Below are 22476 nucleotides of genomic sequence, written 5' to 3' on the forward strand. Positions count from 1 at the left end.
GATTCACTAGAGCCTATACAATCGCCAAGGTGATCTGAGCGCTGCCTTGACCGTTCCTGAGTGAGCGGCTGACGTCAGAGACAGAGAGGCCCGCCATGTGCGGGCCTCTCTTCATTTATATATCCCTATCAGCGACGACGCTTGCTGCTGCCCCCGAGCAGGGAGCCGAGCACGCCCCGTACCAGCTGGCGCCCCATCTCGTTCCCCAGGGTGCGGGCCACACTCTTGGCGGCCGTCTGCACCACCCCATCGTGCTGACCCCCCCGGGGGCCGGTGCGGCCAAACAGTATCTCGCCGATGGATCCAAAAAGGCCGCCGTCACCCTCGGCTTGCTCGGGGGCTTGACCGGGCTGGGGAGCTGACTCAGGCGCGGCTTGAGCCTGCCCTTTCAACCGCTCGAAGGCTGACTCCCTGTCCTGGGTCTGTTCGTACTGACCAAACAGCAAGGAGCCTTTGATGAGAGCCTGGCGTTCGGGGGCCGTCAGCGGGCCTATTCGGCTGGCGGGGGGCGCTATCAGTGCGCGCTCCACCACTTGGGGGCTGCCCTTCTCATCCAGGGTCGAGACCAGCGCTTCACCGACGCCGAGTTCGGTGATGACACCAGTGGCGTCAAAGGCCGGATTGGCCCTGAGCGTATCGGCGGCGATACGTACCGCTTTCTGATCCTGCGGGGTGAAGGCCCGCAGCGCATGCTGTACCCGGTTGCCGAGTTGGCCCAATACGCTGGCCGGGATATCGGCCGGACTCTGGGTCACGAAGTAGACGCCCACCCCTTTGGAGCGAATAAGCCGTACCACCAGCTCTATTTTTTCCAGCAGCGCCTTGGGGGTATCGGTAAAGAGGAGATGTGCTTCGTCGAAGAAGAACACCAGCTTGGGTTTATCGGGATCGCCAATCTCGGGCAGCTGTTCGAACAGTTCGGAGAGCAGCCAGAGCAGGAAACAGGCGTAAAGGCGGCTCGACTGGGTCAACTTATCCGCCGCCAGGACGTTGATGTGACCACGGCCCTGCTCATCGGTCTGCAGCAGATCCTGGATATCGAGCATGGGTTCACCGAAGAAGTGATCGGCCCCGGCGCGCTCCAGACTGAGCAGATTGCGCAAGATAGCGCCGACAGACGCGCTCGATACATTGCCGTAACTGGTGGTGAGCCGTTTGGCATTTTCGCCGACGAACTGCACCATGGCCCGCAAGTCTTTCAGGTCTAGCAGCAACAACCCCTCGTCATCGGCCACCTTGAACACCAGCTCCAATACACCGCTCTGGGTATCATTTAGGCCAAGCAACCGCCCGAGCAGCAAGGGACCCATATCGGAGATGGTGGCGCGCACCGGATGGCCCTGCTCGCCATAGAGATCCCAGAACACCACGGGACTGGCGGCAAAGGTGGGGGCCGCAATGCCCATCTGGCCGAGTCGCTCCTCGAGCTTGGCGGAACGGGTACCCATAGCGCCGAGGCCACTGAGATCGCCCTTCACGTCAGCCAGAAAGACGGGGACCCCCTGATTGGAGAAGCCCTCCGCCAGCACTTGCAATGTCACTGTCTTGCCAGTCCCGGTTGCTCCCGTTATCAGGCCATGGCGATTGGCCTTGGCGGGTAGCAGTGAGAGAGGGTGTTTGCCGGCATAGGCGAGGATCAGGGGGTCAGCCATGGGAGCTCCTTGTGGCAGGTTCGAGTAGCAACCGATTGATTGCACTCAGTGTGGTGCCAAGATGGGCCCCTGACAAGGGACGGGCAGGGCGGAAGATAAGGGAGGCCGAAGGAGACGGCTATCGCGAGGGGGCGGTTGGGATCATGCCGGTTTTCGCCGGCTCAATGACGGCGAAACAGCCTGAGCAGGAGGGCGCAAAGCAGGCCTCCCAGGCTCGCGGTCAGCAGACCAAGCAACAGACTGCCGAGCAGGAAGGGGGGCAGCAGCGTGGCGGCCTCCTGTTCGAACCAGGTCAGCGACCACTCCAGATGGAAGGGGGCCGGGGTCAGCTGAAGCAGTGCGCAGCCGGTGCGGTAAGCCCACAGATACATGAAGGGCAGGGTAACGGGATTGTTGAACCAGACCGCCAGCAGTGCCAGGGGCAAGTTGAGGCTAAACAGCAGTGCCAATCCCACGGCGATCAAGCTGTGCATCGGCAGGGGGATCCAGGATGCGAACAGACCGGCCGCGCAGGCGCCGGACAGAGCCCGGGTGCCCGACTGCCAGAGTTCAGGGGCGAACAGGCGCTTCCCAAACAGGGCAAACCACTTGTGCTGGCGCAGCTGCTCCGGGGTTATCCGGAACCGGCTACGCCAGTGGGCGTTCATGGTTTGTCCACCCCTGACTTGTCTGCGCTGCGATTGCGCCATTGACGCACTATGCTCAGCCGCCAGAGGCCGCGAACTACCACATAGCCTGTGATGGAACTGAGGATAGCCAGCACCAGGGAGCCGAGCAGCAGGGGCGGGGCTATGGTCTCGAAGACAGATGTCAGCCAGCTCCAGGTAAATTCAATCTCGATATGCTGGGAGGGCTGGCCAAGCAGATGGCAGCCAACCACGTAGGCGGCGTAGAACAGCGGCGGCATGGTGAGGGGATTGGTCAGCCAGACCAGGGCAACCGAGAGCGGCAGATTGACGCGAAAGAGGATGGCGCCACCGGCGGCCAACAGCATCTGGAAAGGGACGGGGATCCAGGCCATGAAGAGGCCGACCGCGAAGGCGCCAGCGGCGGAGCGACGGTTCAGATGCCAGAGGTTGGCATCGAGCAGCAGGTCACCGAAAAGACGTAAGTGCTTGTGTTCCTTGAGCGTTTTATGATCCGGCATCCAGCGTTTAATGAGATGTTTGGGCATAATGAAACCTTGCTAAATACTTGCTCCATGGATCTGCGTCTATTGTCGTTTGCCCTCGGGGCAAGCTCCTGTCTGCTTTGGCCATGGTTGCCTTCATTCCAATGGGGGGGATTATGGCTGTCCCTGCTGATCCCCTTCTGTTTTATACGCGCCTGGCGGCTGCTGTTTTTGGTACTGGGCATCCTCTGGATGCAGGTCAACATGCAGGCACGGCTCTCCTGGTTGGACACCCTGGGGGAGCAGGCGAGCCACATCATAACCGCACAGGTGCAAAGTGCAGAGCCTCAAGATAATAAATTTACGCGGCTGCGGCTCAAGCTCATCGAGCTGGATGGTCGCAGCTTACCCCTGCCTCCCTCGGTGCGCATCAATGCTTACCAAACTTTACCCGAGCTGACACCGGGCTCGACGCTGACACTGGTCGCCTCTCTCAAACCCGCCCACGGTTTGGCCAATGAGGCTGGCATGGATGGCCGCCGTCTGTTGCTGGGCAAGGGGATCAGCGCGACGGGCAACTTGCGTCGCCTCATCAGGGTTGACCGCGAGCCACCCGGTCTGCGGGCCCGCTGGCTGGCCAGCGCCGGGCAAGCCTGGCAAGGGTTGGCGCAGGCGCCTTTGCTCAGCGCGCTTACCTTTGGCGAGCAAGCTGGCATCTCGGATAGGCAATGGGAGCTGTTTCGCGGCGCAGGCCTGACCCACATCATCGCCATCTCGGGTCAGCACATCGCCCTGGTGGCGGTGTTGGGTTTCTGGTTGGGACGGCTGTTTGGCTTGAAAGGGGCATTGGTCGGCACCTTGCTATTTGCTGCCACTTACAGCTGGTTGGCGGGTTTTGCAGTGGCGACCGAGCGGGCCCTCATCATGGTGCTGGTCTGGAGCATACTGCGAGTCTGGAAGCGGGATTGGCCCCCTTATCGGGTCTGGTTGCTGGCCTTCGTGGCCATCTTGTTGTGGGATCCCTTTGCGCTCTTTGCCGCGGGCTTCTGGCTCTCTTTCCTGGCGGTGGCGCTCTTGATGGGGGCGAGTTACCTCTATGGCAGGCCCAGCCTGCTGCGGCTGCAAGGCCTCTTGCTGCTCGGCCTGTTGCCACTGCAACTCGCGTTGTTCGAGGGCGTGGCACCCTTGGCGCTGTTCATCAACCTGCTGGCTCTGCCACTCTTTTGCCTCTTTATCATCCCGGTGGCGCTCATTGCCGTGCTGGTGAGTCTCTTCTCCCCGAGCCTCGCCCATGGTCTGTTCTGGCTGGCCGATGGGGCGCTCGGCTATATCATGGTCAGCCTGGAGTGGCTCAATGGACAGTGGGCACTCTGGTGGCCGGTACCGGGCTGGGCGCTGCCGCTCAGCATCTTGTTTTTGCTGGGCTGGATAGCCTGGACGCTGCCTGGCGGCCGCTGGTTGGGGTTGCCGCTGCTTGTGGCCGCCTTGCTCGCCGGCTGGCCAACTGCGCCGAGCTGGCAGGTGCGCGTGCTGGATGTGGGGCAGGGGCTGGCGGTGCTGCTCAGCAGTCGTGGTCATCACATTCTATTTGATACCGGCGATCGCTTTCCCGGTGGTTACAACATGGCGGACGCGGCCATCTTGCCGATGTTGTATCGATTATCGGTCGATGAGCTCGATATGTTGATATTGAGTCACAGAGACCGGGATCATGCGGGCAATCGGGAGGCCCTGCGCGCGGCGCTGCCGGTCAGGGCCGAGTACTCGTCTTACGCTTTCTCGGCCAGCACCCAGGCCTGTCGACGTGGTCAGCAGTGGCAGTGGCAAGGATTGACGCTGCGCATGCTGTGGCCTGAGCGCAGTGGCGCCGGGCGCAACAACGATGGTTGCGTATTGCAGATAAGCGACGGGCAGGTGAGCGTACTGCTGAGCGCCGACATTGAGCGGGAGGCCGAGACCCGCCTGTTGGCACTGGAGGGGGAGGGAGTGCGCAGCACTGTGCTGGTCAGCCCGCACCACGGCAGCAAAACCTCCTCAACACCGGGTTTTGTGAGTGCGGTGGCGGCCACCGAGGTTGTGCATAGCGCCGGTTTCATGAATCGCTGGCACTTTCCTCGTCCTGAAATCGTGGCACGCTATCGCGCCCTGGTACCCGACTCACGGCAATGGATCAGTGGGGAGTCGGGGGCGATATTGATCGAGGTGGGGTCAAATGGACTTGAGATCCGGGGTGAGCGAGATGCCGGGCCCTGGTATCGACGCAGTGGAGCTTGGTGGAAACCACAGCTTTGGCTAGAATAGCCCGTCATTTCCCATTTATAACGGCGATTCATGCAACAAGATAACTCTCAAGATACCTCTCAAGAGAGCTGGCCCGTGTTCAAGCGGCTGCTCGCCTATGTGCGCGATCGCAAGCTGGGCTTGGCGGGCGGCATCATTGGCATGCTGGGTTATGCGGCGGTCGATACTGCCTTTGTCTACTCCATCAAGCCGCTGATCGATCAGGGCATCAATGGCAACGACAAGACGGTGCTGACCTGGATGCCCTTCTTCGTACTGGGCATAGTCGCGCTGCGCGGTGTCGCGACCTTTCTCTCCACCTTCTGCATGGCCTGGGTCGGTAACCATGTGGTACTCAAGTTGCAGCAGCAGGTGTTCAACCACCTGATGGCCATGCCGATGAGCTTCTTCGACCAGCAAAATACCGGTGCCCTGCTCTCCAAGGTGACCTATGACGCCAGCCAGGTCTCTTCTGCGGCGAGCTCGACCCTGGTCTCCATCGTGCGGGAAGGGGCGACCGTCATCGGTCTGCTGGGCCTGATGTTCTGGCACTCCTGGCAGCTCTCCATCATCTTCCTGGTGGTCGGCCCCGTGGTCGGTGTCTTGATAAGCTTCATCAGCCGCCGTTTCCGCACCATCAGCCGCCAGATCCAGAAGGCGATGGGCAACATCACCACCTCGACCGAGCAGATGCTCAAGGGTCACAAGGAGGTGCTGATGTTTGGCGGTCAGGAGGTGGAGTCCAAGCGCTTCTTCCGGGTCAGCAACCACATGCGCCAGCAGAATATGAAGATGGTCGCGGCCAACGCCATCGGCACGCCCGTGGTGCAGATGGTGGCCTCCATCGCCCTGGCGGTCTTCCTCTATGCGGCGACCGTCGACGGGGTGCGCGAGACCCTGACCGCGGGTACCTTCACCGTGATGATCACCTCGATGATGATGCTGCTCAAGCCGCTGAAGAGCCTGACTGACATCAACAACCAGTTCCAGAAAGGCATCACCGCCTGCCAGAGCCTGTTTGGCCTGCTTGACAGCCAGCCTGAGCCCGATACCGGCACGCGTCCCCTGGACCGGGCCCGGGGCGAGATCGAGTTTCGCAATGTCACCTTTACCTACCCGACCAAGCAGACCCCGGCGCTGCACAATGTCAGCTTCAAGGTCGAGGCGGGCAAGTCGGTGGCGCTGGTGGGCCGCTCCGGCTCTGGCAAGAGCACCATCGCCAGCTTGCTGACCCGTTTCTACGACATAGAGGAAGGGGAGATCCTGCTCGATGGGGTCAACATTCAGGAGTACCGTTTGAGCGATCTGCGCAAGCAATACGCCCTGGTCTCCCAGCATGTGCACCTGTTTAACGACAGTGTCGCCAACAACATCGCCTATGCTGCCGGCGATCGTTACAGCCTCGAGCAGATCCGCCATGCCGCCGTGGTGGCCCACGCCGATGAGTTCGTCAGCAAGATGAGCGACGGTTACGATACCGTGGTGGGCGAGAATGGCGCCTCCTTGTCTGGCGGTCAGCGCCAGCGGATCGCCATCGCCCGCGCCCTGTTGCGCGATGCCCCGGTGCTGCTGCTCGATGAAGCGACGTCCGCACTGGATACCGAATCCGAGCGTCACATTCAGGCCGCCATCGACGAGCTGTGCAAGGCGCGCACCTCGCTGGTGATCGCCCATCGTCTCTCCACCATAGAGAAAGCGGACGAGATCCTGGTAATTGATGAGGGGCGCATCGTCGAACGCGGTAATCATGAGGCCCTGATGACCCACGGTGGCACCTATGCCCAGCTGCGCGCCATCCAGTTTGGCGACGTGCCTGTGGGACATAAAGGCTGATGCTGGATCGGCTCTGGTATGGGCAGAGTGGCTGGCGCTGGCTGTTGGCCCCCTTTGCCCTGCTGTTTGGTCTCATCAGCGGTCTGCGCCGCCTGGCTTTTCGGCGTGGCTGGCTGGAGGCTTATCGCGCCAGCCTGCCGGTGATCGTGGTGGGCAACCTCTCGGTCGGCGGCAATGGCAAGACGCCGGTGGTGATCTGGCTGGTGGAGCAACTGCAAGCAAGAGGCTGGCGACCCGGCGTGGTCAGTCGCGGTTATGGCGGCAAGGCCCCCCATTACCCATATCGGCTCGATGCTGGCAGTACGACCGCAGAGGCGGGGGACGAGCCGGTGCTCATTGCCCGCCGTTGTGGCTGCCCCGTGGTGGTGGCGCCCACACGGGCCGATGCGGTGCGACTGCTCGAGGCAAGTGGTGAGGTGGACATCATCATTACCGACGATGGTTTGCAACACTATGCCCTGGCGCGGGATATCGAGCTGGTGGTGGTGGATGGCATGCGCCGTTTCGGCAACCGCTGTCTGCTGCCCATGGGGCCGCTGCGTGAGCCCCTTTCCAGGCTTAAACGGGTGCATGCCGTGCTCTGCAACGGTGGTGAACCCGAGTTGGGGGAGTACGGCATGCAGCTGGTGGCGGCCGCGCCGCGCCGGGTGCTGGACGACTCTGCCCCGGATGTTCCCCTGGGACCCGAGATCGATGCCCTGGCGGGCATCGGCCATCCCCCTCGTTTCTTTGCGACTCTGACCGAACTGGGCTATCAGCTGCGCCAGGCTCAGGGTTACGCGGATCATCACCCCTTCGATCCCAGCGAGCTGCTCGCCCGTTTCGCCGATCGTCCCCTGTTTATGACCGAGAAAGATGCCGTCAAGTGCCGCGCCTTCGCGCAGCCCCATTGGTGGTATCTGCCGGTCAGTGCCGAGCTGCCTCAGGCATTGCTCGACACCCTGTTGAAATCCTTGAAGGAGTCTCGTTTTGGCACTGGACATTAAGCTGCTCGACATCATTGCCTGCCCGGTTTGCAAGGGCAAACTGCAATACCACAAGGAAGCGGATGAGCTCATCTGCCGCTTCGACAAACTGGCCTATCCCCTGGAAGAGGGCATCCCCGTGCTGCTGGAGAATCGTGCCCGCACCCTGACCAGCGATGAGCTGCCCTCATGAGCTTCGTGGTGGTCATCCCGGCCCGCTACGCCTCGACCCGCCTGCCGGGCAAACCCCTGGCGGACATCCATGGCCAGCCCATGGTCGCCCATGTGGTGGCCAAGGCGCGCCAGTCCGGGGCAGAGCGAGTCATCGTTGCCACTGATGATGAGCGAGTGCGCGCAGCCCTGTGCGAGAGCGGGGTCGAGGTGTGCATGACCTCGAAGGATCACCAGTCTGGCACCGAGCGCCTGGCCGAGGTGTGCCGTCACTACGGCTTTGCCGCCGATACCATAGTGGTCAATGTGCAGGGGGATGAACCGCTCATTCCCCCGGCGATCATCCGCCAGGTGGCCGACAACCTGGCGGGGGCCAGCGCGCCCATGGCAACCCTGTCGGTGCCGATCCTGGCGGCGGAGGAGCTGTTCAATCCCAATGCGGTCAAGGTCGTGACTGACAAGGATGGCTATGCCCTCTACTTCAGCCGCGCCCCCATTCCCTGGGATAGAGACGGTTTCGCTGCCAGCAAGGAGCAGGCCGGCCCCTGGTACCAGCGCCATATTGGCATCTATGCCTATCGCGCCGGCTTCATCGAGCGCTATGTGGGCTGGGCACCGAGTCAGCTCGAACAGGTGGAATCCCTCGAACAACTGCGGGTGCTCTGGTATGGCGAAAAGATCCATGTGGCTCAGGCGCTGGAAGCGCCGCCGGTGGGGGTCGATACCCAGGCCGATCTGGACAAGGTACGGGCCCTGCTGGCGGTATCCTGATGACGCTGCCCATGACCAATACGGCATCTTCGGATGCCGTTTTTTGTTGATGGCTTATATAATTATTTGATTAATAACGTTATTCATGTACTTCCTCAAACTTTTCCCCGCCATGATTTGCCAAATCGATCAGTTTGGTTATGATGCAAGACGCCGTGTTAACCCTAACTGGCACATAACAAGATAAGAAACGGGGTGTTTGGGTGATAAATGTATTCCTGGTCGATGATCATGAGTTGGTGCGTACAGGGATAAGACGCATTCTGGAAGACGTCCGTGGTATCAAGGTGGTGGGCGAGGTACAGAGTGGCGAGTTGGCGGTCACTTTCTGCCGTCAACATCACCCGGATGTGATCCTGATGGATATGAATATGCCGGGGATCGGCGGGCTGGAAGCGACCCGCAAGATCCTGAGATTGCGGCCCGATGTCCGCATCATAGTGCTGACCATTCATTCTGAAAATCCGTTCCCGACCAAGGTGATGCAGGCGGGTGCCGCCGGTTATCTCACCAAGGGTGCCGCGCCGGAAGAGATGATCCACGCCATTCGCCTGGTGCACTCTGGTCAGCGTTACATCTCCCCCGAGATAGCCCAGCAGATGGCCCTGAGCCAGTTTGCCTCCGCCGACGAGAACCCCTTCAAGTCTCTGTCCGAGCGCGAGCTGCAGATCATGATGATGATCACCAAGGGGCAGAAAGTGACCGATATTTCAGAGCAGCTCAACCTGAGCCCGAAAACGGTCAACAGCTACCGCTACCGGCTGTTCAGCAAACTCGATATCAATGGTGATGTAGAGCTGACTCACTTGGCTATTCGTTATGGCATGCTCGATGCTGATACCCTGTGACGATTGATGAGAGTGAAATATAAGGAGGCGGCTTGAGCCGCCTTTTGCGTTCTTGGGCGGCGACGAGGTAAGCTGCTGCCATCCAAGTCTTTTGTTTCGCTGCCACGCCGAGTGCCTTATGACGACCAGCCCATCCTCCTCCTTCGACAGCAAAGCCTTCCTCAAGGTGGTCAGCCACCAGAGCGGCGTCTACCGCATGTATGACAGCGGCGGCACTGTCATCTATGTGGGCAAGGCGAAGGATCTGAAGAAGCGGCTCGCCTCCTATTTTCGCAGCAAGGTCGACAGCATCAAGACCCGTACCCTGGTGCGCCAGATCAGCGATATTCAGGTGACGGTGACCCATACCGAGACCGAGGCACTGATCCTCGAGCACAACCTCATCAAGCAATATCAGCCGCGATACAACGTGCTGCTGCGCGATGACAAGTCTTACCCCTGGATAGTCATCACCGGCCACCGCCATCCGCGGATCGGCCTGCACCGGGGGGCCCGCAAGTTAAAGGGGGACTATTTCGGCCCTTACCCCTCAGGGGGCGCGGTGCGCGAGAGTCTGCACCTGATGCAGAAAATATTCCCGGTGCGTCAATGCGAGGATGCGGTCTATGCCAACCGCAGCCGCCCCTGCCTGCTCTATCAACTCAAGCGCTGCGCCGGTCCCTGCGTGGCCGGTCTGGTGAGCGAAGAGGAGTATGCCCAGCAGGTCGAGCTGGCCCGCTTGTTTCTGGCGGGCAAAAATCATCAGGTCATAGGCTCGCTGGTGGGCAAGATGGAGTCTGCCAGCGGCGACTTGCGCTTCGAAGAGGCGGCCCGCTATCGGGATCAGATCCAGGCGCTGCGCAAGGTGACCGAGCAGCAGTCGGTGAGCGGCAACGTGCTCGATGAGCTGGATGTGGTCGGGGTGGCCTTCGAACAAGGTACCGCCTGTATTCATGTGCTCTTCATTCGCCAGGGCAAGGTGCTCGGCTCGCGCAGCTATTTCCCCAAGGTGCCCGCCGATACCGACCTCGATGAGGTGGTGCAATCCTTCCTGCTGCAGTTCTATCTGTCGGGGCAGGGGGGACGCCAGATCCCGAGTGAAGTACTGCTCGATGTGGCCCTGGAGGATGAGGCACTCATCGCCGACACCCTGAGCCAGACCGCGGGTTACAAGGTGCGGGTACAGAGTCGCACCCGTGCCGAGCGCGCCCGTTTCATCAAGCTGGCGGCCATCAACGCCCAGAGTGCGCTGCGCTCGCGGCTCGCCCACCAGAGCACCATGGCGGCGCGTCTTGCCCAGCTCGAGGAGTTGCTCGAGCTCGATGGCCCCATCAATCGCATGGAGTGTTTCGATATTTCCCACACCATGGGGGAGCGCACCGTGGCGTCTTGCGTGGTGTTCAACCGGGAGGGGCCCTTCAGCGCCGAGTATCGTCGCTTCAACATAGAGGGGATCACCGGCGGCGATGACTATGCCGCCATGGAGCAGGTGCTGGAGCGCCGCTTTGGCAAGCAGCAGGAGCCGGACAAGGTGCCGGATGTGCTCTTTATCGATGGCGGTCTGGGGCAGTTGCGCCGCGCCGAGGAGATCCTGGCTCGCCAGCTGGATTTTCTGGGGGGCAAGCACCCCCTGCTCATCGGCATTGCCAAGGGGGTAACCCGCAAGGCGGGGCTGGAGACCCTCATCATGGGGGAGAGCCATGAAGAGCTTCATCTGCCGGCAGACATGCCTGCCTTGCACCTTATTCAGCACATTCGCGACGAATCCCACCGTTTCGCCATCACGGGTCACAGGGCGCGCCGCGCCAAGGCGCGTACCACCAGTACCCTGGAAGAGATCCCGGGGGTGGGACCGAAACGGCGTCAGGCGCTGCTCAAATATCTGGGGGGTCTGCAGGAGGTGAAGAAGGCCAGTATCGATGATCTGGCCCGGGTCCCCGGCATCAGCACCGAACTGGCACAGGCCATTCATGAAGCGCTGCACGGCCATTGAGCATGGTGGCATGCATAAGGGCCGTGACGGGGAGGGGACCGAAATGCCATAATGACCCGGTATTTCAAGGTTATTGATGGATTAATAAACTAAGGCGGGTGTCAGCCCGGTTGTCATGGCAACCGGCTTGGGGCTACCATCTAGCGGCATACAAGAAGTGGCTGAAAATAATGACAAATATTCCTAATCTTTTGACGTTTTTCCGGATATTGCTGATCCCCGTCTTCGTCGTCCTGTTCTACCTGCCTTACCAGTGGTCCTATCTGGCGGCGGCAATCGTCTTCTTCCTGGCGGCCGCCACCGATTGGTTCGATGGCTACCTGGCCCGCAAGCTCAACCAGTCCACCGCCTTCGGTGCCTTCCTCGATCCCGTCGCCGACAAGATCATGGTGGCTGCCGCCCTGGTGGTCATCGTCGAGCACTACAACACCGTCTGGGTCACCATACCCGCCATGACCATGATAGGGCGCGAGATCATCATCTCGGCCCTGCGCGAATGGATGGCAGAGCTCGGCAAGCGCTCCGCGGTCGCGGTAAGCTGGATTGGCAAGTGGAAGACCATGATCCAGATGGCCTCGCTCACCGGCCTGATCTGGCAATACGACATCTGGATGGTATGGTGCTCTTACCTGCTGCTCTATGTCGCGACAGTGCTCACCTTCTGGTCCATGTTCCAGTACCTGCGCGCGGCCTGGGGAGATCTGACCTACCACTCCCGTTTCTGATCGAAAACACACTGCCATGTTCTGGGCCCGCGCCAGCGAGCGGGTCTGGAGCAAGAGTGATGGTTTAGTGCTTTGGGTCCAGGTAATGACAACAAGCATTGAAAAAAGACAAAAAGAGTAAAAAATGGTCGAACGATCAGAGTATTAAATATTTGGGGTTGACTGGTGAGCCAGCATCGCTAGAATGCGTCTCGTAGTCAGGCGTTATGCCAGACCCTGCGGGAATAGCTCAGTTGGTAGAGCACGACCTTGCCAAGGTCGGGGTCGCGAGTTCGAGTCTCGTTTCCCGCTCCAAATTTAGACAATCGAGAGCCAACTCTCTTTTGCATGGCGCGTTAGCAAAGCGGTTATGCAGCGGATTGCAAATCCGTTTAGTCCGGTTCGACTCCGGAACGTGCCTCCATATTGATAAGCTCGCATCATGAGCTTGATACCGATTGCGGTGCCCGAGTGGTGAAATCGGTAGACACAAGGGATTTAAAATCCCTCGCTTTCTGAGCGTGCCGGTTCGATTCCGGCCTCGGGCACCATATTAGAATATCATACTGTATCAAAACATATCTGAAACCCGCATAGCTTAAGGCTATGCGGGTTTTTTGTTATGTCTTGTCGTATCATATCCAGTCACAACATACCCCCATCTATGGGGGTACATCTGGGGGTATTGGTTCTGATAGGGGTTAAAAGTACCCCCAAACGTGCCTAGCCCTTGCTCTGTCTGGGCTGTGCCGTGGTGACAGATACCCCTGTGTGTGCAAGTACCCCCAAGCAAACACACGGGAGATACCCCCATATGCCGTTATCTGATATCACTGCCCGACAAGCCAAGTTCAATGGCAAGCTGCAGAAACTATCCGATGAGAAAGGGTTGTTCTTGTTGGTCAACCAGTCGGGTAAGTATTGGCGCCTCAAGTATCGCCACGGTGGCAAAGAGAAGACGCTCGCCTTGGGCGTCTATCCCGAAGTGTCACTGAAAGAGGCAAGGGCCAAACGGGATGATGCTCGCCGGCAGCTAGCTGAAGGGGTGGATCCGGGCCTCGTCAAAAAGCAGAGCAAGATCGCCAACAAGCTGGCAAGCGAGAACAACTTCGAGGCACTGGCACGAGAGTGGCACCAGAGCCAGCTTGCCCGCTGGACGCCTGTCCATGCAGCCAGGGTGCTAAAATCGCTTGAAGTGGATGTCTTCCCCGATATTGGGGTTGTGCCAGTTGCCGAGCTGACCGCGCCCATGATGCTAGATGCTCTGCGCAAGGTCGAGAAGCGGGGAGTTACTGAAACCGCGGGCCGGATCCTGCAGCGGATCGGCTCTATCATGCGCTACGCCATCCAGACCGGACGAGCCAGCTACAACCCAGCCCAAGACCTAAGAGGGGCGCTCAAGGCCACCAAGCAGGAGCACAGGCCCGCCTTACCCCGTTCTGAGCTGCCAGAGTTCTTCCGCCGCCTTGAGGCCGAGCCGCTGAATCCGGCGACTCGCCTTGCCTTCCATCTTCTGATGTTGACCATGACACGCCCTGGTGAGGTGCGCTTTGCCCGTTGGGATGAGTTCGACATGGAGCGGGCAGAATGGCGGATCCCTGCTGCGCGGATGAAGATGCGAACAGAGCACCTTGTCCCCCTTTCCCAGCAGGCGTTGGCCGTACTCGATGAGCTGCGCCTGCTGACCGGCCATTGTGAATTGCTATTCCCGAGCGAGCGCAAGCTAATCAATCCCATCAGTGAGAACACCCTGAGCTATGCCATGGGGCGTATGGGTTACAAGGGGATCGCCACGCCGCATGGATTCAGGGCGCTGGCATCCACCACACTGAACGAAGAAGGCTTTGATCCTGATGTGATAGAGCGTCAGCTCGCCCACGCCGAGCGAAATAAGGTGAGGGCGGCCTACCACAGGGCCGAATATCTGGACGATCGCCGCAAGCTGTTGCAGTGGCTGGCCGATTTCTACGAATCCCAACAGGGCTGCAACGTGCGCCCCGTGAATCTTACACGAGTGGATTAACAACGTTGAAAGGTGACACGATGACCCGGCATTCCAATCAAACTACTCCGAGCAAGCTGAACATTCTGAAACAACTTGAATACTGCCGCCTGGATAGGGCTGCAGAACTGCTAAGCTGTGAGGTCTCAGATCTAATCCATTTTGGAGTTACTGAGCGAGTGACGGTATATTTATTACTGGCTACTGAGCATGCTGCCTCTGTTCATTTTACAAAGATTACAGATGCGTTTTCTAATTCTTTAGGCACATACAAAAGTGGAACTTTTACATTCGATTTAAATACATCCATGCGCCATTTTAGACTTGATGAATTGGAAGACTCAAGCCTGTCACTTAGAGCCTTACTCTATGGGCTTTGGCAGTTGCCACCTTATATAATAGGTGACATTGAAAGTGATATATTGCCGGATCTCGACAACCTTAACGTACGAATTTCTGCCGAGACCGCCCAGGGGGAAATTGCATACGCGGACTTGAGCGAGTGGGATTTCAGGCCTACTGTCAAAGATCTATATCTCAAACAAGCTGACTTACAATCGCTATATGATCACCTTGCCAAGGGAACTCTATTGGAAAGGAAAACCAAATCATCTTGCGAGCAAGAGGCGCAAGCCAGACCGACTGCAGAAACAAAACATCGCACTACTATCAAGCAATGTGAAGCTATTGTTGATGCACTGAAAATGGCTGGACTAACTGATGCGGATTTTAAGGGAACTATTGAAGCACTAAAAGATAAACTCGCAGATCTGGGCTCAGATAAATTGGTATACGTAGACAAGAACACGCTGATTGACTGGCTAAATCGCGCTGGTGTTAGATAGCTCCTGGTGTTAGCTAGCTCCTGTCGGTGAGTTTTCATAACTCACGGTGAATTTTCAATAACTCACACACAACGCCACCGTTCTATGGTCTGATTACTCCCAACACACTACAACACTAAGGGAGTACCTAGACCATGTCTGTATATGAAGTTCAAGAAACCCACCTGCACATGTTACCCATGGGAGGTTATATCCGCGCCAAAGTATTAGCTCCTCTGCTGGGGATCGCCGTTGTTACCTTATGGCGCTGGTCTGCCATTGGCAAGATTCCTAAGCCTGTGAAGTTAGGTGAACGCGTGACCGCATGGCGTGCCGACGAAGTCCGCAACTGGATGAACGACCGTAACAACAAACAAGTGATATAAGGGGAAACATAGAAGCTACATCAGCAGCGTTGTGAGCATAGTTTTCTACTGTATCAATGTTCTTGTTCTGTACGCCAGGTTTGAACGACTTTATACATTGGAAGTCGCCGCGACGATGTAAACAATGGAAACTGCAAGGATAGGCAGAACTTAGGTTATGGTTTCAAATATGATGGATGGGCCAAAGATCTAATAATACTTCATGCTGATCTTGATGCAATTATCTGTGCAAAGTACTAATGTCGTCTATTCAATAATAGCTGACGGCATTGGACGTTTCATATTGAAATATTTCTTCTCGAAACATTGCGGGCCTTAACCATGGCGTCATAAAGAAAAATATTATTGCACCTTGTAAGGAAGGCGCAAATAAGTCACAAGTTCTGAATTCAGATTGCATAAGGTGCACGTCGTTATGATAGTGCGAACGTTAAATTTAATGAGTGGCTTCGAGAGTGGCCAACATAAGGATTTAGGTATTAAAAATGGAAAACTTCATTAGTGCTGAAGTAAATGAGCTTATTGCAATCAAGTCATTGCTGCCAAAATTTGAGACAAAGAAAGCATGTCGGGACGAAAAGAAATTTAGAATACGAAAGCTCACTAAAGCGAGTGGCTTTAGCGCGAGAGGCCTTGCCACAAAATTATCAGACTGTAACGAAGAGGAACCTTGCTTTAGCTTTGCCTGCCCTGAGTGCATAAGGCGATTACGAGTCAAAATGATAAGCCGATTGGCATTTTTCTGTGAAGATTATACAGAGTGGAAGTTTGCAACGTTCATCTATTATGACGAGATGGTTTGCGAGTTAGATCATCTGGACATTGCTCGCCTGAAAGATAGGTTTCGCAAGCAACTGCAACGTTCAAAGGTGAAGGATATAGCGATAGGTTTCTTTGAGGTTGACTATCATCCAGAGTATCAACAATGGATGCCTCATTTTCATCTCTTGGTTAGATGCGAAAACTCCCGTTCTAGAGAATGGCAGAAGGTGAGGGAACTATTTGAAAAGCAGCAAATATCAAGCGATATCTACATCCGAAATCGTAGGCCTGTTTTGTTTAAGGGCTTTAAAAATCCGTTAAGGCAAGTGGCTTACATTTGTAAGTTCATGTGGCAGCAAGTGGAGTCGTATTATGATGGAAGTGATAATAGGAAGACCAAAAAAACAAGGCTGCAACCTCACAACGTTGTCTCTTCATTGCTGATGCTGGACTCGTTGAGATTATCGGATCTGGAATTTATGTACGGGGTTAAAAGATATGGTGCAAAGTTGAGGGAGACTGTCCGTGATAAAAAATGACCCCTCGTTATTCTATGCTGGCAGATGACGAATACAAGGCTATGTAGCTATCTATTTACTGTACTAAGTGGCTAACACTACTCATCAGGTTGCATTGTAAGCTTGTAGCCTGATGAGCCAGTTACCCCCTTTCAAGTATCGTGCCCTAGCGGAGGGTCTTTTAACAACGTGATGTTTGCCGCAGACTTCCTCTGCTCATGAAGGCTGCGATGGTTCTTGCGGCGACTTTATCAATCGGCACTTTGGGCAAGGATTGCTTTCAACAATGTTAACCGTTTGTTCTACCATTACTATGATGATATTGGTTGTGACAATCACAAATCTAATGATTATTGATAAGTCAGAAGTTTTGTGAGTTTCACAATTATATAGTCTGCACAGTTGGTAGTAATAAGGTCTCACAGTTAAAGTTTGTGAGGGTCACAATTCGCTGCGCTTGCATATGTGAGTGACACAATTTTAGGGCGTATGGCTGGGCGGGCAGCAACTTAAAATGCCTTTGTGAGCGTCACTAACTCCTGTTAGAACACCATTAATTGAAGTGACAGCCCCCCAGAACCATAGTATGTAACTCGTCTGAAATGCTGCAGTTTGTGTGATGCAATTGGCGACAATACTATGTTTTAAATCTAACTTTCTGAGTAAACCTTTAAATTTATTTTTAGTGAGGCAAATTTATGAAGGGTAAGCGTGTGACAAAAATTAATAAAAAAAAGCCCTCAAATCAACGTTCTGCAGAACGAAAATTGACAACTCCACAGGCGGCTGAGATTTTCACTTCTCAGGTTACAAAGGAAGGTTTTTCTTCGGAGAATACTCGCCACGCGATGGAGAGAAAGAGGGTATCAAAAAACAGAGTGGTGGCATCTGGGTTTAAGCCAATGACATTAAATTTAGATTCTGCAGTTATGGAGTTGTTACATGACCTTTATGGTGGTGCAGGATTAAAATATACTACAAGAAATGGTGAGATATGTTTTAAGGTAGCTGAATTGTCTATGATGATATCATATTTGATTACCACCCACTATAATACCACTGTTACAAATCAGATATCTGGGTATAAAGTATATTTGCATAAAATAATGGCAGTTGTAAAGTTCAGAAAAGAATTTCAATTTGAAAATGAGAAAGAAATATGTGATTTTTTGAATGTAAATAAATTCAAAAGATATGCATCGGTGTTTCGCTTTAAGAATGGTTATGATTCAACGTGGGAACCCAAACACTTAGCTATGTACATTGAGGCTAAGTCTGCTGATGAGGTCTATAAAAAAATGAAGGATAGGAGAATTAGATTGATGAAAAAGGTTATTAATTGATTGTAGGTGATTTCAATAAAAATCTAGTTGCTGATTCAATCTGCATTTATATGTGCAGATGAACATTTCATTGCAATATATTTAATGTGATAAATATCACAGTAGTTATTTTGGTCACTAGCATCGACATGACAATTATGGCACTCTGTATCAATTTTGATTGATGGAATATAATGGGTGATGAATATGGCAATGTTAGAAACTGAAGAGCAACGAGAGGCAGCAGTATTAGAACTTAGGAAGGAGATGGAAAAAACGGCGGCAAAGATAAGGTCATTAGTAGTGAAAATGCCTCCTAAAGATCTTCTTGGGTACATTTATTCGCAACGTATCATGGGCGTAATGGCTGGGGCTTTATCTTCTCCAGATGAAAGCGACACTCATGATCCAATCAATGAAATTCAGTTTTTATTGGAATATGTGCATGCCGTCCTTGCATCAGATAATGCTCCTTCTGAAGTTGAATTTCATGAAGCAGATTGTGTTGAACTCTTTTCACTTAGTAACAATTTGCGACAACAAGCGATGCTATTTGCTATGGCATCTTCTATAGATTCCCCTAATAAGGAGTTTGGTTCTGCGACGGCAGATATAGAGTTCCATGCAAAAACAGCATGGGTTTTACTCAGAGGGAATCGCCATCAGGTTTTAGAAGGTGAATTTTATCGCTATGTCCTCGCCCCTCACGATGATGTCTTTAATGAAATATACGGGATTGGTTCAAATGATATTGCCGAAGGTTTTCAAGAAATAGCAGATTCTTACCGATTGGGGTTTGATAGTGCCATAAATGGTATAATGGGCCAGTATGGGGCTGTACAGAAATTTGCTGAAGAGCAGGGAAAGTCTCTTGAAGAAGCTATGGATGAATGGGCAAAAAAGGAGCCAACACAAATAAATGCTGCTGGATTGGCTTTGGACGATATGTTCTTTGGCGGTGTGGCAAATGTAAGTCGCCATACAAAATTGCCCCCAGTGCTACTAACTGACTTAGCATACCAACGTGGTGAGGATACTGATTTTTTTGCTGATGATGAATTTATGGGAACCCCATTTAGAACATTACCATCGCGCAAAAAGCCATTAATAAAGTTAGATGCTGACTACTATGCTATTGATCCATGTTTCATTCGAGATGCTGGCTATCGTGCACTTCTTTTTAATCTTTTACAGCGGAAGCCTGACTATAATGAGCTCTTCAAAGAGCGTCAAAAGGTAATGAGCGAGGCCGCTTTCCATGACATCCTCTCTGGGCAACTACCCAACGCGGTAGTCTATCAAGAAGTGTATTATAAAGACCCAGTGACCAAGCATTGGTCGGAAAATGACACATTGATTTTAATAGAGGACGTGCTCTATCTTGTTGAAGCAAAAGCTGGCGCTGCTGCCACTATTTCATCACCTGCAGTTGATTTTAAACGACATGCTCAATCTGTTCAGGATTTAATCATAAAAGCTTACAAACAGTGTAAAAGGTTTTTTGATTACTTATATTCAGCAGAAGAAGTTCCACTCTACAATAGGGTAAATGGGGAATATGAAGAATGTGGCCGTATTCGACATTCAAAGTACCGAGTTATGATCCCTATTGGCCTAACTGTAGAGTCATTCTCTCCGTTTTCATCCTTTTGCAAAGAATTGCCTATCATAGAGCCTCTTCTAGGAAAGCATGGTTTCATCTCCATGTCGATTGATGACTTGTTTGTTCTAAAACGTATCTTGCCTACACCTGGACAATTTTCGCACTATATGGAGGTGCGTCAATCTGTTGCGTCTATTCGAGGAGCCCATCTTTTCGATGAATTTGACCATCTTGGTGCTTACATAACCAAGAACAGAATTGATCAAACTATTGTTGACCAGACTAGAAAAAATTCTGCTGACTTAGTAGTATTTAATGGGATGAGCAGAGTTGTTGATAAATTCTTCGAAAGTGAGAGTTGGGAAACAGATCAAATACCTCAACAAAATTTTCCTGATGAGCTATTGAAAATGCTTAGCGCATTAGATGCAACGCGATCACAAGGATGGCTCTTAGCAGAGAGTTTAATTCGTGACTTTGGTGATCAAGCACGACATGATCTGGCTCAAACTCTTTTAGAGTTACGTAATAAAATAGACAAGTACCCAACCCGTTACTTTGCATTTTCTGGCGATGGCAAACCTCTATTCGTATGGATGCAAGGTACGGAATGTGATGTTGATTGGCAAAAGATAACAGACAAAGCATCTGCTGTTGCGCTATTTGCAAAGGTATCCACCATCGATGGTGTAGTAGTTCGAGTTAGTACTGCGGGGGGTTATGAAACAGCTAACCACTTCAAAGGTAATGCTCCTTCTGAGAGAACCGAAGCTAATGAACATATCTTCGAAGATGCAAAACATATGAGTCAGAAGAAAACCGCGCCTCTTTCCCAGCCCAGAGGACATGTTCCTGTGTCTACGCACACTAAAAAAATTGGACGTAATGAGCCATGTCATTGCGGAAGTGGAAAGAAGTACAAACGCTGTCATGGCCGCTAGGCGGCGGGTCATGAGTGAAAAGGAAAGGCCTCAGTAAGTGGGGCGGAGCCAGCAAACAGCCCGGCAAGTTCGTTGCCAGCTGGCGAGCCGAAATTTTTGGCTGAAAAACGCGATATCTGGAGAATGACCATGGATGAAATCGTAGTTTTTTGTGTCTTAACGTATCGTGCTATTGCAACTAAGCTGGGGGTATTTTTGGGGGTATATTTTAAGTGGTTGAAAGTTAAATCCATTAAAATCAATGCATTACGTAGTTGATTCGATAGAGGCCTCGGCACCATTAAAATTCAAAGACTTACGAAGGCCACTAGCGATAGTGGCCTTTTTGTTTTTTCCTCAGTGTCCACATTGGATCCACACAGAATTATTCTGGCAGTTCTTCTAGCTTCACCTCGAGTTGCAGGTGGTGACCCTGGTCGCTGAGGTCATGAATCATCTGGGACAGGGCGCAGAGCTGACATTTATATTGGTAGTTTCACATTCGCCGTTGAAAGGTATGCTTTCCAAGTCCAAGTCCAAGTCCAAGTCCAAGTCCAAGTCCAAGTCCAAGTCCAAGTCCAAGTCGTGGCGCCATCAATTAATGCAATGAACTAAGGTCCCCCAAGGGGGTGGCCTTAGTTTTTATGCTTAGAGGGATGGACATCAGTTCATATTGTGTTGGCCTACAGCCGAGTCGAGCGTGGTTAGAGGTATCAGACAAGTGAGTGCCTTCTTGTGGCGTTAGATCGAGAAGAGAGGATGGCGAGATGGGTGAGAACCCAGGCGAGCGTAACCGCCCGCCTGGGGTTGGGATCAACCTTGGACGTTGACCACTATCCGGCCGCGTACCTTGCCAGCCAGGAAGGCATCACCCTGTGCAACGGCCTGGGAGAGAGGGATTTCCCGGGTGATGAGGTTGAGGCGCTCGATGTCGAGATCGTCGGCCAGCCTTGCCCAGGCCTGATGGCGCAGGGAGAGCGGGGCCATGACGCTGTCTATGCCGCAGAGGGTCACGCCACGCAGGATGAAGGGCATCACGGTAGAGGGGAAATCCATGCCCCCAGCCAGTCCACATGCCGTCACGACGCCGCCGTAACGGGTCGTCGCGCAGGCATTGGCCAGGGTGTGACTGCCCACGGTATCCACGACACCGGCCCAGCGCTCCTTGCCAAGGGGGCGGCCCGGCTCGGACAGTTCGCTGCGATCGATCACTTCTGCCGCGCCCAGTGACGTGAGGTAATCCGCTTCGGCGAGACGCCCGGTGGAGGCGACGACCCGATAGCCCAGTTTGGCCAACAGGGCAATGGCCACACTGCCGACGCCGCCATTGGCGCCAGTGACCAGAATGCTGCCATCACCGGGGGCCACGCCGTGTTTTTCCAGTGCCAGCACGCAGAGCATGGCGGTATACCCGGCCGTGCCAATGGCCATGGCTTCCCGGGCACTGAAGCGAGGGGGCAGGGCTACCAGCCAATCCCCCTTGACCCTGGCTTGTTCGGCCAGTCCACCGCAATGGGTTTCACCCACGCCCCAGCCATTGAGCACCACCTTGTCGCCAGCCTGCCAATCGGGGTGGCTGCTGTCCAGCACTGTGCCTGCGAAGTCGATCCCCGGGATCATCGGGAATTTACGCACCACAGGTGATGCCCCGGTCAGTGCCAGGCAATCTTTGTAATTGAGTGATGACCACTCGACGGCCACGGTGACATCCCCCTCGGGTAACGTCTCCTGGGCGATGGCCTGGTAGGTGGCGCGATAGCCCGCCTCATCTTTCTCAATCAGGATACCCTTGAACATGCTGTGCACTCCCTTAATTGGACTGGTTGCTTATT

General features: G+C 54.4%; 18 protein-coding genes and 3 tRNA genes. 17 read left to right on the forward strand and 4 right to left on the reverse strand.

All coding sequences use genetic code 11. From position 1 onward, the window contains the following. Positions 1-128 precede the first annotated feature (128 nt). The 3 genes from BN1130_RS10985 to BN1130_RS10995 form a co-directional block, all read right to left on the reverse strand. The gene (locus BN1130_RS10985; RefSeq protein ID WP_042042064.1) at positions 129-1652 is read right to left on the reverse strand and encodes a helicase HerA-like domain-containing protein; all 1524 of its coding nucleotides are present in this window, start codon (positions 1650-1652) and stop codon (positions 129-131) included. Between the two features lie 161 nt (positions 1653-1813). Further along, on the reverse strand, positions 1814-2299 hold the full coding sequence (locus BN1130_RS10990; RefSeq protein WP_042042065.1) for a DUF2062 domain-containing protein: 486 nt from the start codon (positions 2297-2299) through the stop codon (positions 1814-1816). Next, positions 2296-2826 carry a DUF2062 domain-containing protein gene (locus tag BN1130_RS10995; protein WP_042042066.1) on the reverse strand — a complete coding sequence of 177 codons (531 nt, stop codon included), beginning with the start codon at positions 2824-2826 and terminating at the stop codon, positions 2296-2298. Before BN1130_RS10995 ends, BN1130_RS10990 begins: the two co-directional genes overlap by 4 nt. Before the next feature lie 27 nt (positions 2827-2853). Here BN1130_RS10995 and BN1130_RS11000 point away from each other — a divergent pair, with 27 nt between their 5' ends. From BN1130_RS11000 to BN1130_RS21685, 17 genes are all read left to right on the forward strand, one after another. Next, entirely contained in the window at positions 2854-5064 is a 2211-nt protein-coding gene (locus tag BN1130_RS11000; RefSeq protein ID WP_042042067.1) for a DNA internalization-related competence protein ComEC/Rec2, read from the forward strand. Between the two features lie 30 nt (positions 5065-5094). Continuing rightward, positions 5095-6876 carry a lipid A ABC transporter ATP-binding protein/permease MsbA gene (gene msbA, locus BN1130_RS11005; RefSeq protein ID WP_042042068.1) on the forward strand — a complete coding sequence of 594 codons (1782 nt, stop codon included), beginning with the start codon at positions 5095-5097 and terminating at the stop codon, positions 6874-6876. Then, positions 6876-7862 carry a tetraacyldisaccharide 4'-kinase gene (lpxK, locus tag BN1130_RS11010; protein ID WP_042042069.1) on the forward strand — a complete coding sequence of 329 codons (987 nt, stop codon included), beginning with the start codon at positions 6876-6878 and terminating at the stop codon, positions 7860-7862. The genes msbA and lpxK overlap by 1 nt, the downstream gene beginning before the upstream one ends. Then, positions 7846-8034 carry a Trm112 family protein gene (locus BN1130_RS11015; RefSeq protein WP_042042070.1) on the forward strand — a complete coding sequence of 63 codons (189 nt, stop codon included), beginning with the start codon at positions 7846-7848 and terminating at the stop codon, positions 8032-8034. The genes lpxK and BN1130_RS11015 overlap by 17 nt, the downstream gene beginning before the upstream one ends. Continuing rightward, positions 8031-8783, forward strand: a complete 753-nt coding sequence (gene kdsB, locus BN1130_RS11020) for a 3-deoxy-manno-octulosonate cytidylyltransferase (RefSeq protein ID WP_042042072.1) — start codon at positions 8031-8033, stop codon at positions 8781-8783. The genes BN1130_RS11015 and kdsB overlap by 4 nt, the downstream gene beginning before the upstream one ends. Before the next feature lie 203 nt (positions 8784-8986). Continuing rightward, on the forward strand, positions 8987-9631 hold the full coding sequence (gene uvrY, locus BN1130_RS11025) for a UvrY/SirA/GacA family response regulator transcription factor (RefSeq protein ID WP_005904670.1): 645 nt from the start codon (positions 8987-8989) through the stop codon (positions 9629-9631). Between the two features lie 118 nt (positions 9632-9749). Then, positions 9750-11603 (forward strand): excinuclease ABC subunit UvrC, encoded by a 1854-nt coding sequence (gene uvrC, locus BN1130_RS11030; protein ID WP_042042073.1) that lies wholly within the window; start codon positions 9750-9752, stop codon positions 11601-11603. Positions 11604-11773: 170 nt separating this feature from the next. Further along, positions 11774-12328, forward strand: a complete 555-nt coding sequence (gene pgsA / locus BN1130_RS11035) for a CDP-diacylglycerol--glycerol-3-phosphate 3-phosphatidyltransferase (protein ID WP_042042074.1) — start codon at positions 11774-11776, stop codon at positions 12326-12328. A 218-nt stretch (positions 12329-12546) separates the two neighbouring features. After that, positions 12547-12622, forward strand: a tRNA-Gly gene (locus BN1130_RS11040). 35 nt (positions 12623-12657) lie between these two features. After that, positions 12658-12731: transfer RNA gene (locus BN1130_RS11045), tRNA-Cys, on the forward strand. Between the two features lie 41 nt (positions 12732-12772). After that, a tRNA-Leu gene (locus BN1130_RS11050) sits at positions 12773-12858 on the forward strand. 263 nt (positions 12859-13121) lie between these two features. Then, positions 13122-14330, forward strand: coding sequence for a tyrosine-type recombinase/integrase (locus BN1130_RS11055; RefSeq protein WP_042042075.1), 1209 nt, complete (start codon positions 13122-13124; stop codon positions 14328-14330). A gap of 20 nt (positions 14331-14350) precedes the next feature. Then, positions 14351-15154, forward strand: a complete 804-nt coding sequence (locus tag BN1130_RS11060; RefSeq protein ID WP_157013979.1) for a hypothetical protein — start codon at positions 14351-14353, stop codon at positions 15152-15154. A gap of 134 nt (positions 15155-15288) precedes the next feature. Further along, positions 15289-15519 (forward strand): helix-turn-helix transcriptional regulator, encoded by a 231-nt coding sequence (locus tag BN1130_RS11065; RefSeq protein ID WP_042042077.1) that lies wholly within the window; start codon positions 15289-15291, stop codon positions 15517-15519. A 485-nt stretch (positions 15520-16004) separates the two neighbouring features. Continuing rightward, positions 16005-16820, forward strand: a complete 816-nt coding sequence (locus BN1130_RS11070; protein ID WP_042042078.1) for a rep family protein — start codon at positions 16005-16007, stop codon at positions 16818-16820. A gap of 677 nt (positions 16821-17497) precedes the next feature. After that, the gene (locus BN1130_RS11075) at positions 17498-18142 is read left to right on the forward strand and encodes a hypothetical protein (RefSeq protein ID WP_157013980.1); all 645 of its coding nucleotides are present in this window, start codon (positions 17498-17500) and stop codon (positions 18140-18142) included. 180 nt (positions 18143-18322) lie between these two features. Then, on the forward strand, positions 18323-20665 hold the full coding sequence (locus BN1130_RS21685; RefSeq protein ID WP_232301969.1) for an SEC-C metal-binding domain-containing protein: 2343 nt from the start codon (positions 18323-18325) through the stop codon (positions 20663-20665). Between the two features lie 792 nt (positions 20666-21457). On the opposite strand, the gene acuI is transcribed toward BN1130_RS21685, so the two are convergent. Then, positions 21458-22441 carry an acrylyl-CoA reductase (NADPH) gene (gene acuI / locus BN1130_RS11085; RefSeq protein WP_042042081.1) on the reverse strand — a complete coding sequence of 328 codons (984 nt, stop codon included), beginning with the start codon at positions 22439-22441 and terminating at the stop codon, positions 21458-21460. Between the last annotated feature and the right edge of the window lie 35 nt (positions 22442-22476).

Source organism: Aeromonas rivuli (genome assembly GCF_000820045.1).
Classification (GTDB): domain Bacteria; phylum Pseudomonadota; class Gammaproteobacteria; order Enterobacterales; family Aeromonadaceae; genus Aeromonas; species Aeromonas rivuli.

Excerpts from the sequence above, each read along its gene's own strand:
- BN1130_RS10985 (WP_042042064.1), bottom strand. The coding sequence starts at position 1,652 with ATGGCTGACCCCCTGATCCTCGCCTATGCCGGCAAACACCCTCTCTCA.
- lpxK (WP_042042069.1), top strand. The coding sequence starts at position 6,876 with ATGCTGGATCGGCTCTGGTATGGGCAGAGTGGCTGGCGCTGGCTGTTG.
- BN1130_RS10995 (WP_042042066.1), bottom strand. The coding sequence starts at position 2,826 with ATGCCCAAACATCTCATTAAACGCTGGATGCCGGATCATAAAACGCTC.
- acuI (WP_042042081.1), bottom strand. The coding sequence starts at position 22,441 with ATGTTCAAGGGTATCCTGATTGAGAAAGATGAGGCGGGCTATCGCGCC.
- BN1130_RS11065 (WP_042042077.1), top strand. The coding sequence starts at position 15,289 with ATGTCTGTATATGAAGTTCAAGAAACCCACCTGCACATGTTACCCATG.
- BN1130_RS10990 (WP_042042065.1), bottom strand. The coding sequence starts at position 2,299 with ATGAACGCCCACTGGCGTAGCCGGTTCCGGATAACCCCGGAGCAGCTG.
- msbA (WP_042042068.1), top strand. The coding sequence starts at position 5,095 with ATGCAACAAGATAACTCTCAAGATACCTCTCAAGAGAGCTGGCCCGTG.
- BN1130_RS11060 (WP_157013979.1), top strand. The coding sequence starts at position 14,351 with ATGACCCGGCATTCCAATCAAACTACTCCGAGCAAGCTGAACATTCTG.
- kdsB (WP_042042072.1), top strand. The coding sequence starts at position 8,031 with ATGAGCTTCGTGGTGGTCATCCCGGCCCGCTACGCCTCGACCCGCCTG.
- BN1130_RS11070 (WP_042042078.1), top strand. The coding sequence starts at position 16,005 with ATGGAAAACTTCATTAGTGCTGAAGTAAATGAGCTTATTGCAATCAAG.
- BN1130_RS11000 (WP_042042067.1), top strand. The coding sequence starts at position 2,854 with ATGGATCTGCGTCTATTGTCGTTTGCCCTCGGGGCAAGCTCCTGTCTG.
- BN1130_RS21685 (WP_232301969.1), top strand. The coding sequence starts at position 18,323 with ATGAATATGGCAATGTTAGAAACTGAAGAGCAACGAGAGGCAGCAGTA.
- pgsA (WP_042042074.1), top strand. The coding sequence starts at position 11,774 with ATGACAAATATTCCTAATCTTTTGACGTTTTTCCGGATATTGCTGATC.
- BN1130_RS11055 (WP_042042075.1), top strand. The coding sequence starts at position 13,122 with ATGCCGTTATCTGATATCACTGCCCGACAAGCCAAGTTCAATGGCAAG.
- BN1130_RS11075 (WP_157013980.1), top strand. The coding sequence starts at position 17,498 with ATGAAGGGTAAGCGTGTGACAAAAATTAATAAAAAAAAGCCCTCAAAT.
- uvrC (WP_042042073.1), top strand. The coding sequence starts at position 9,750 with ATGACGACCAGCCCATCCTCCTCCTTCGACAGCAAAGCCTTCCTCAAG.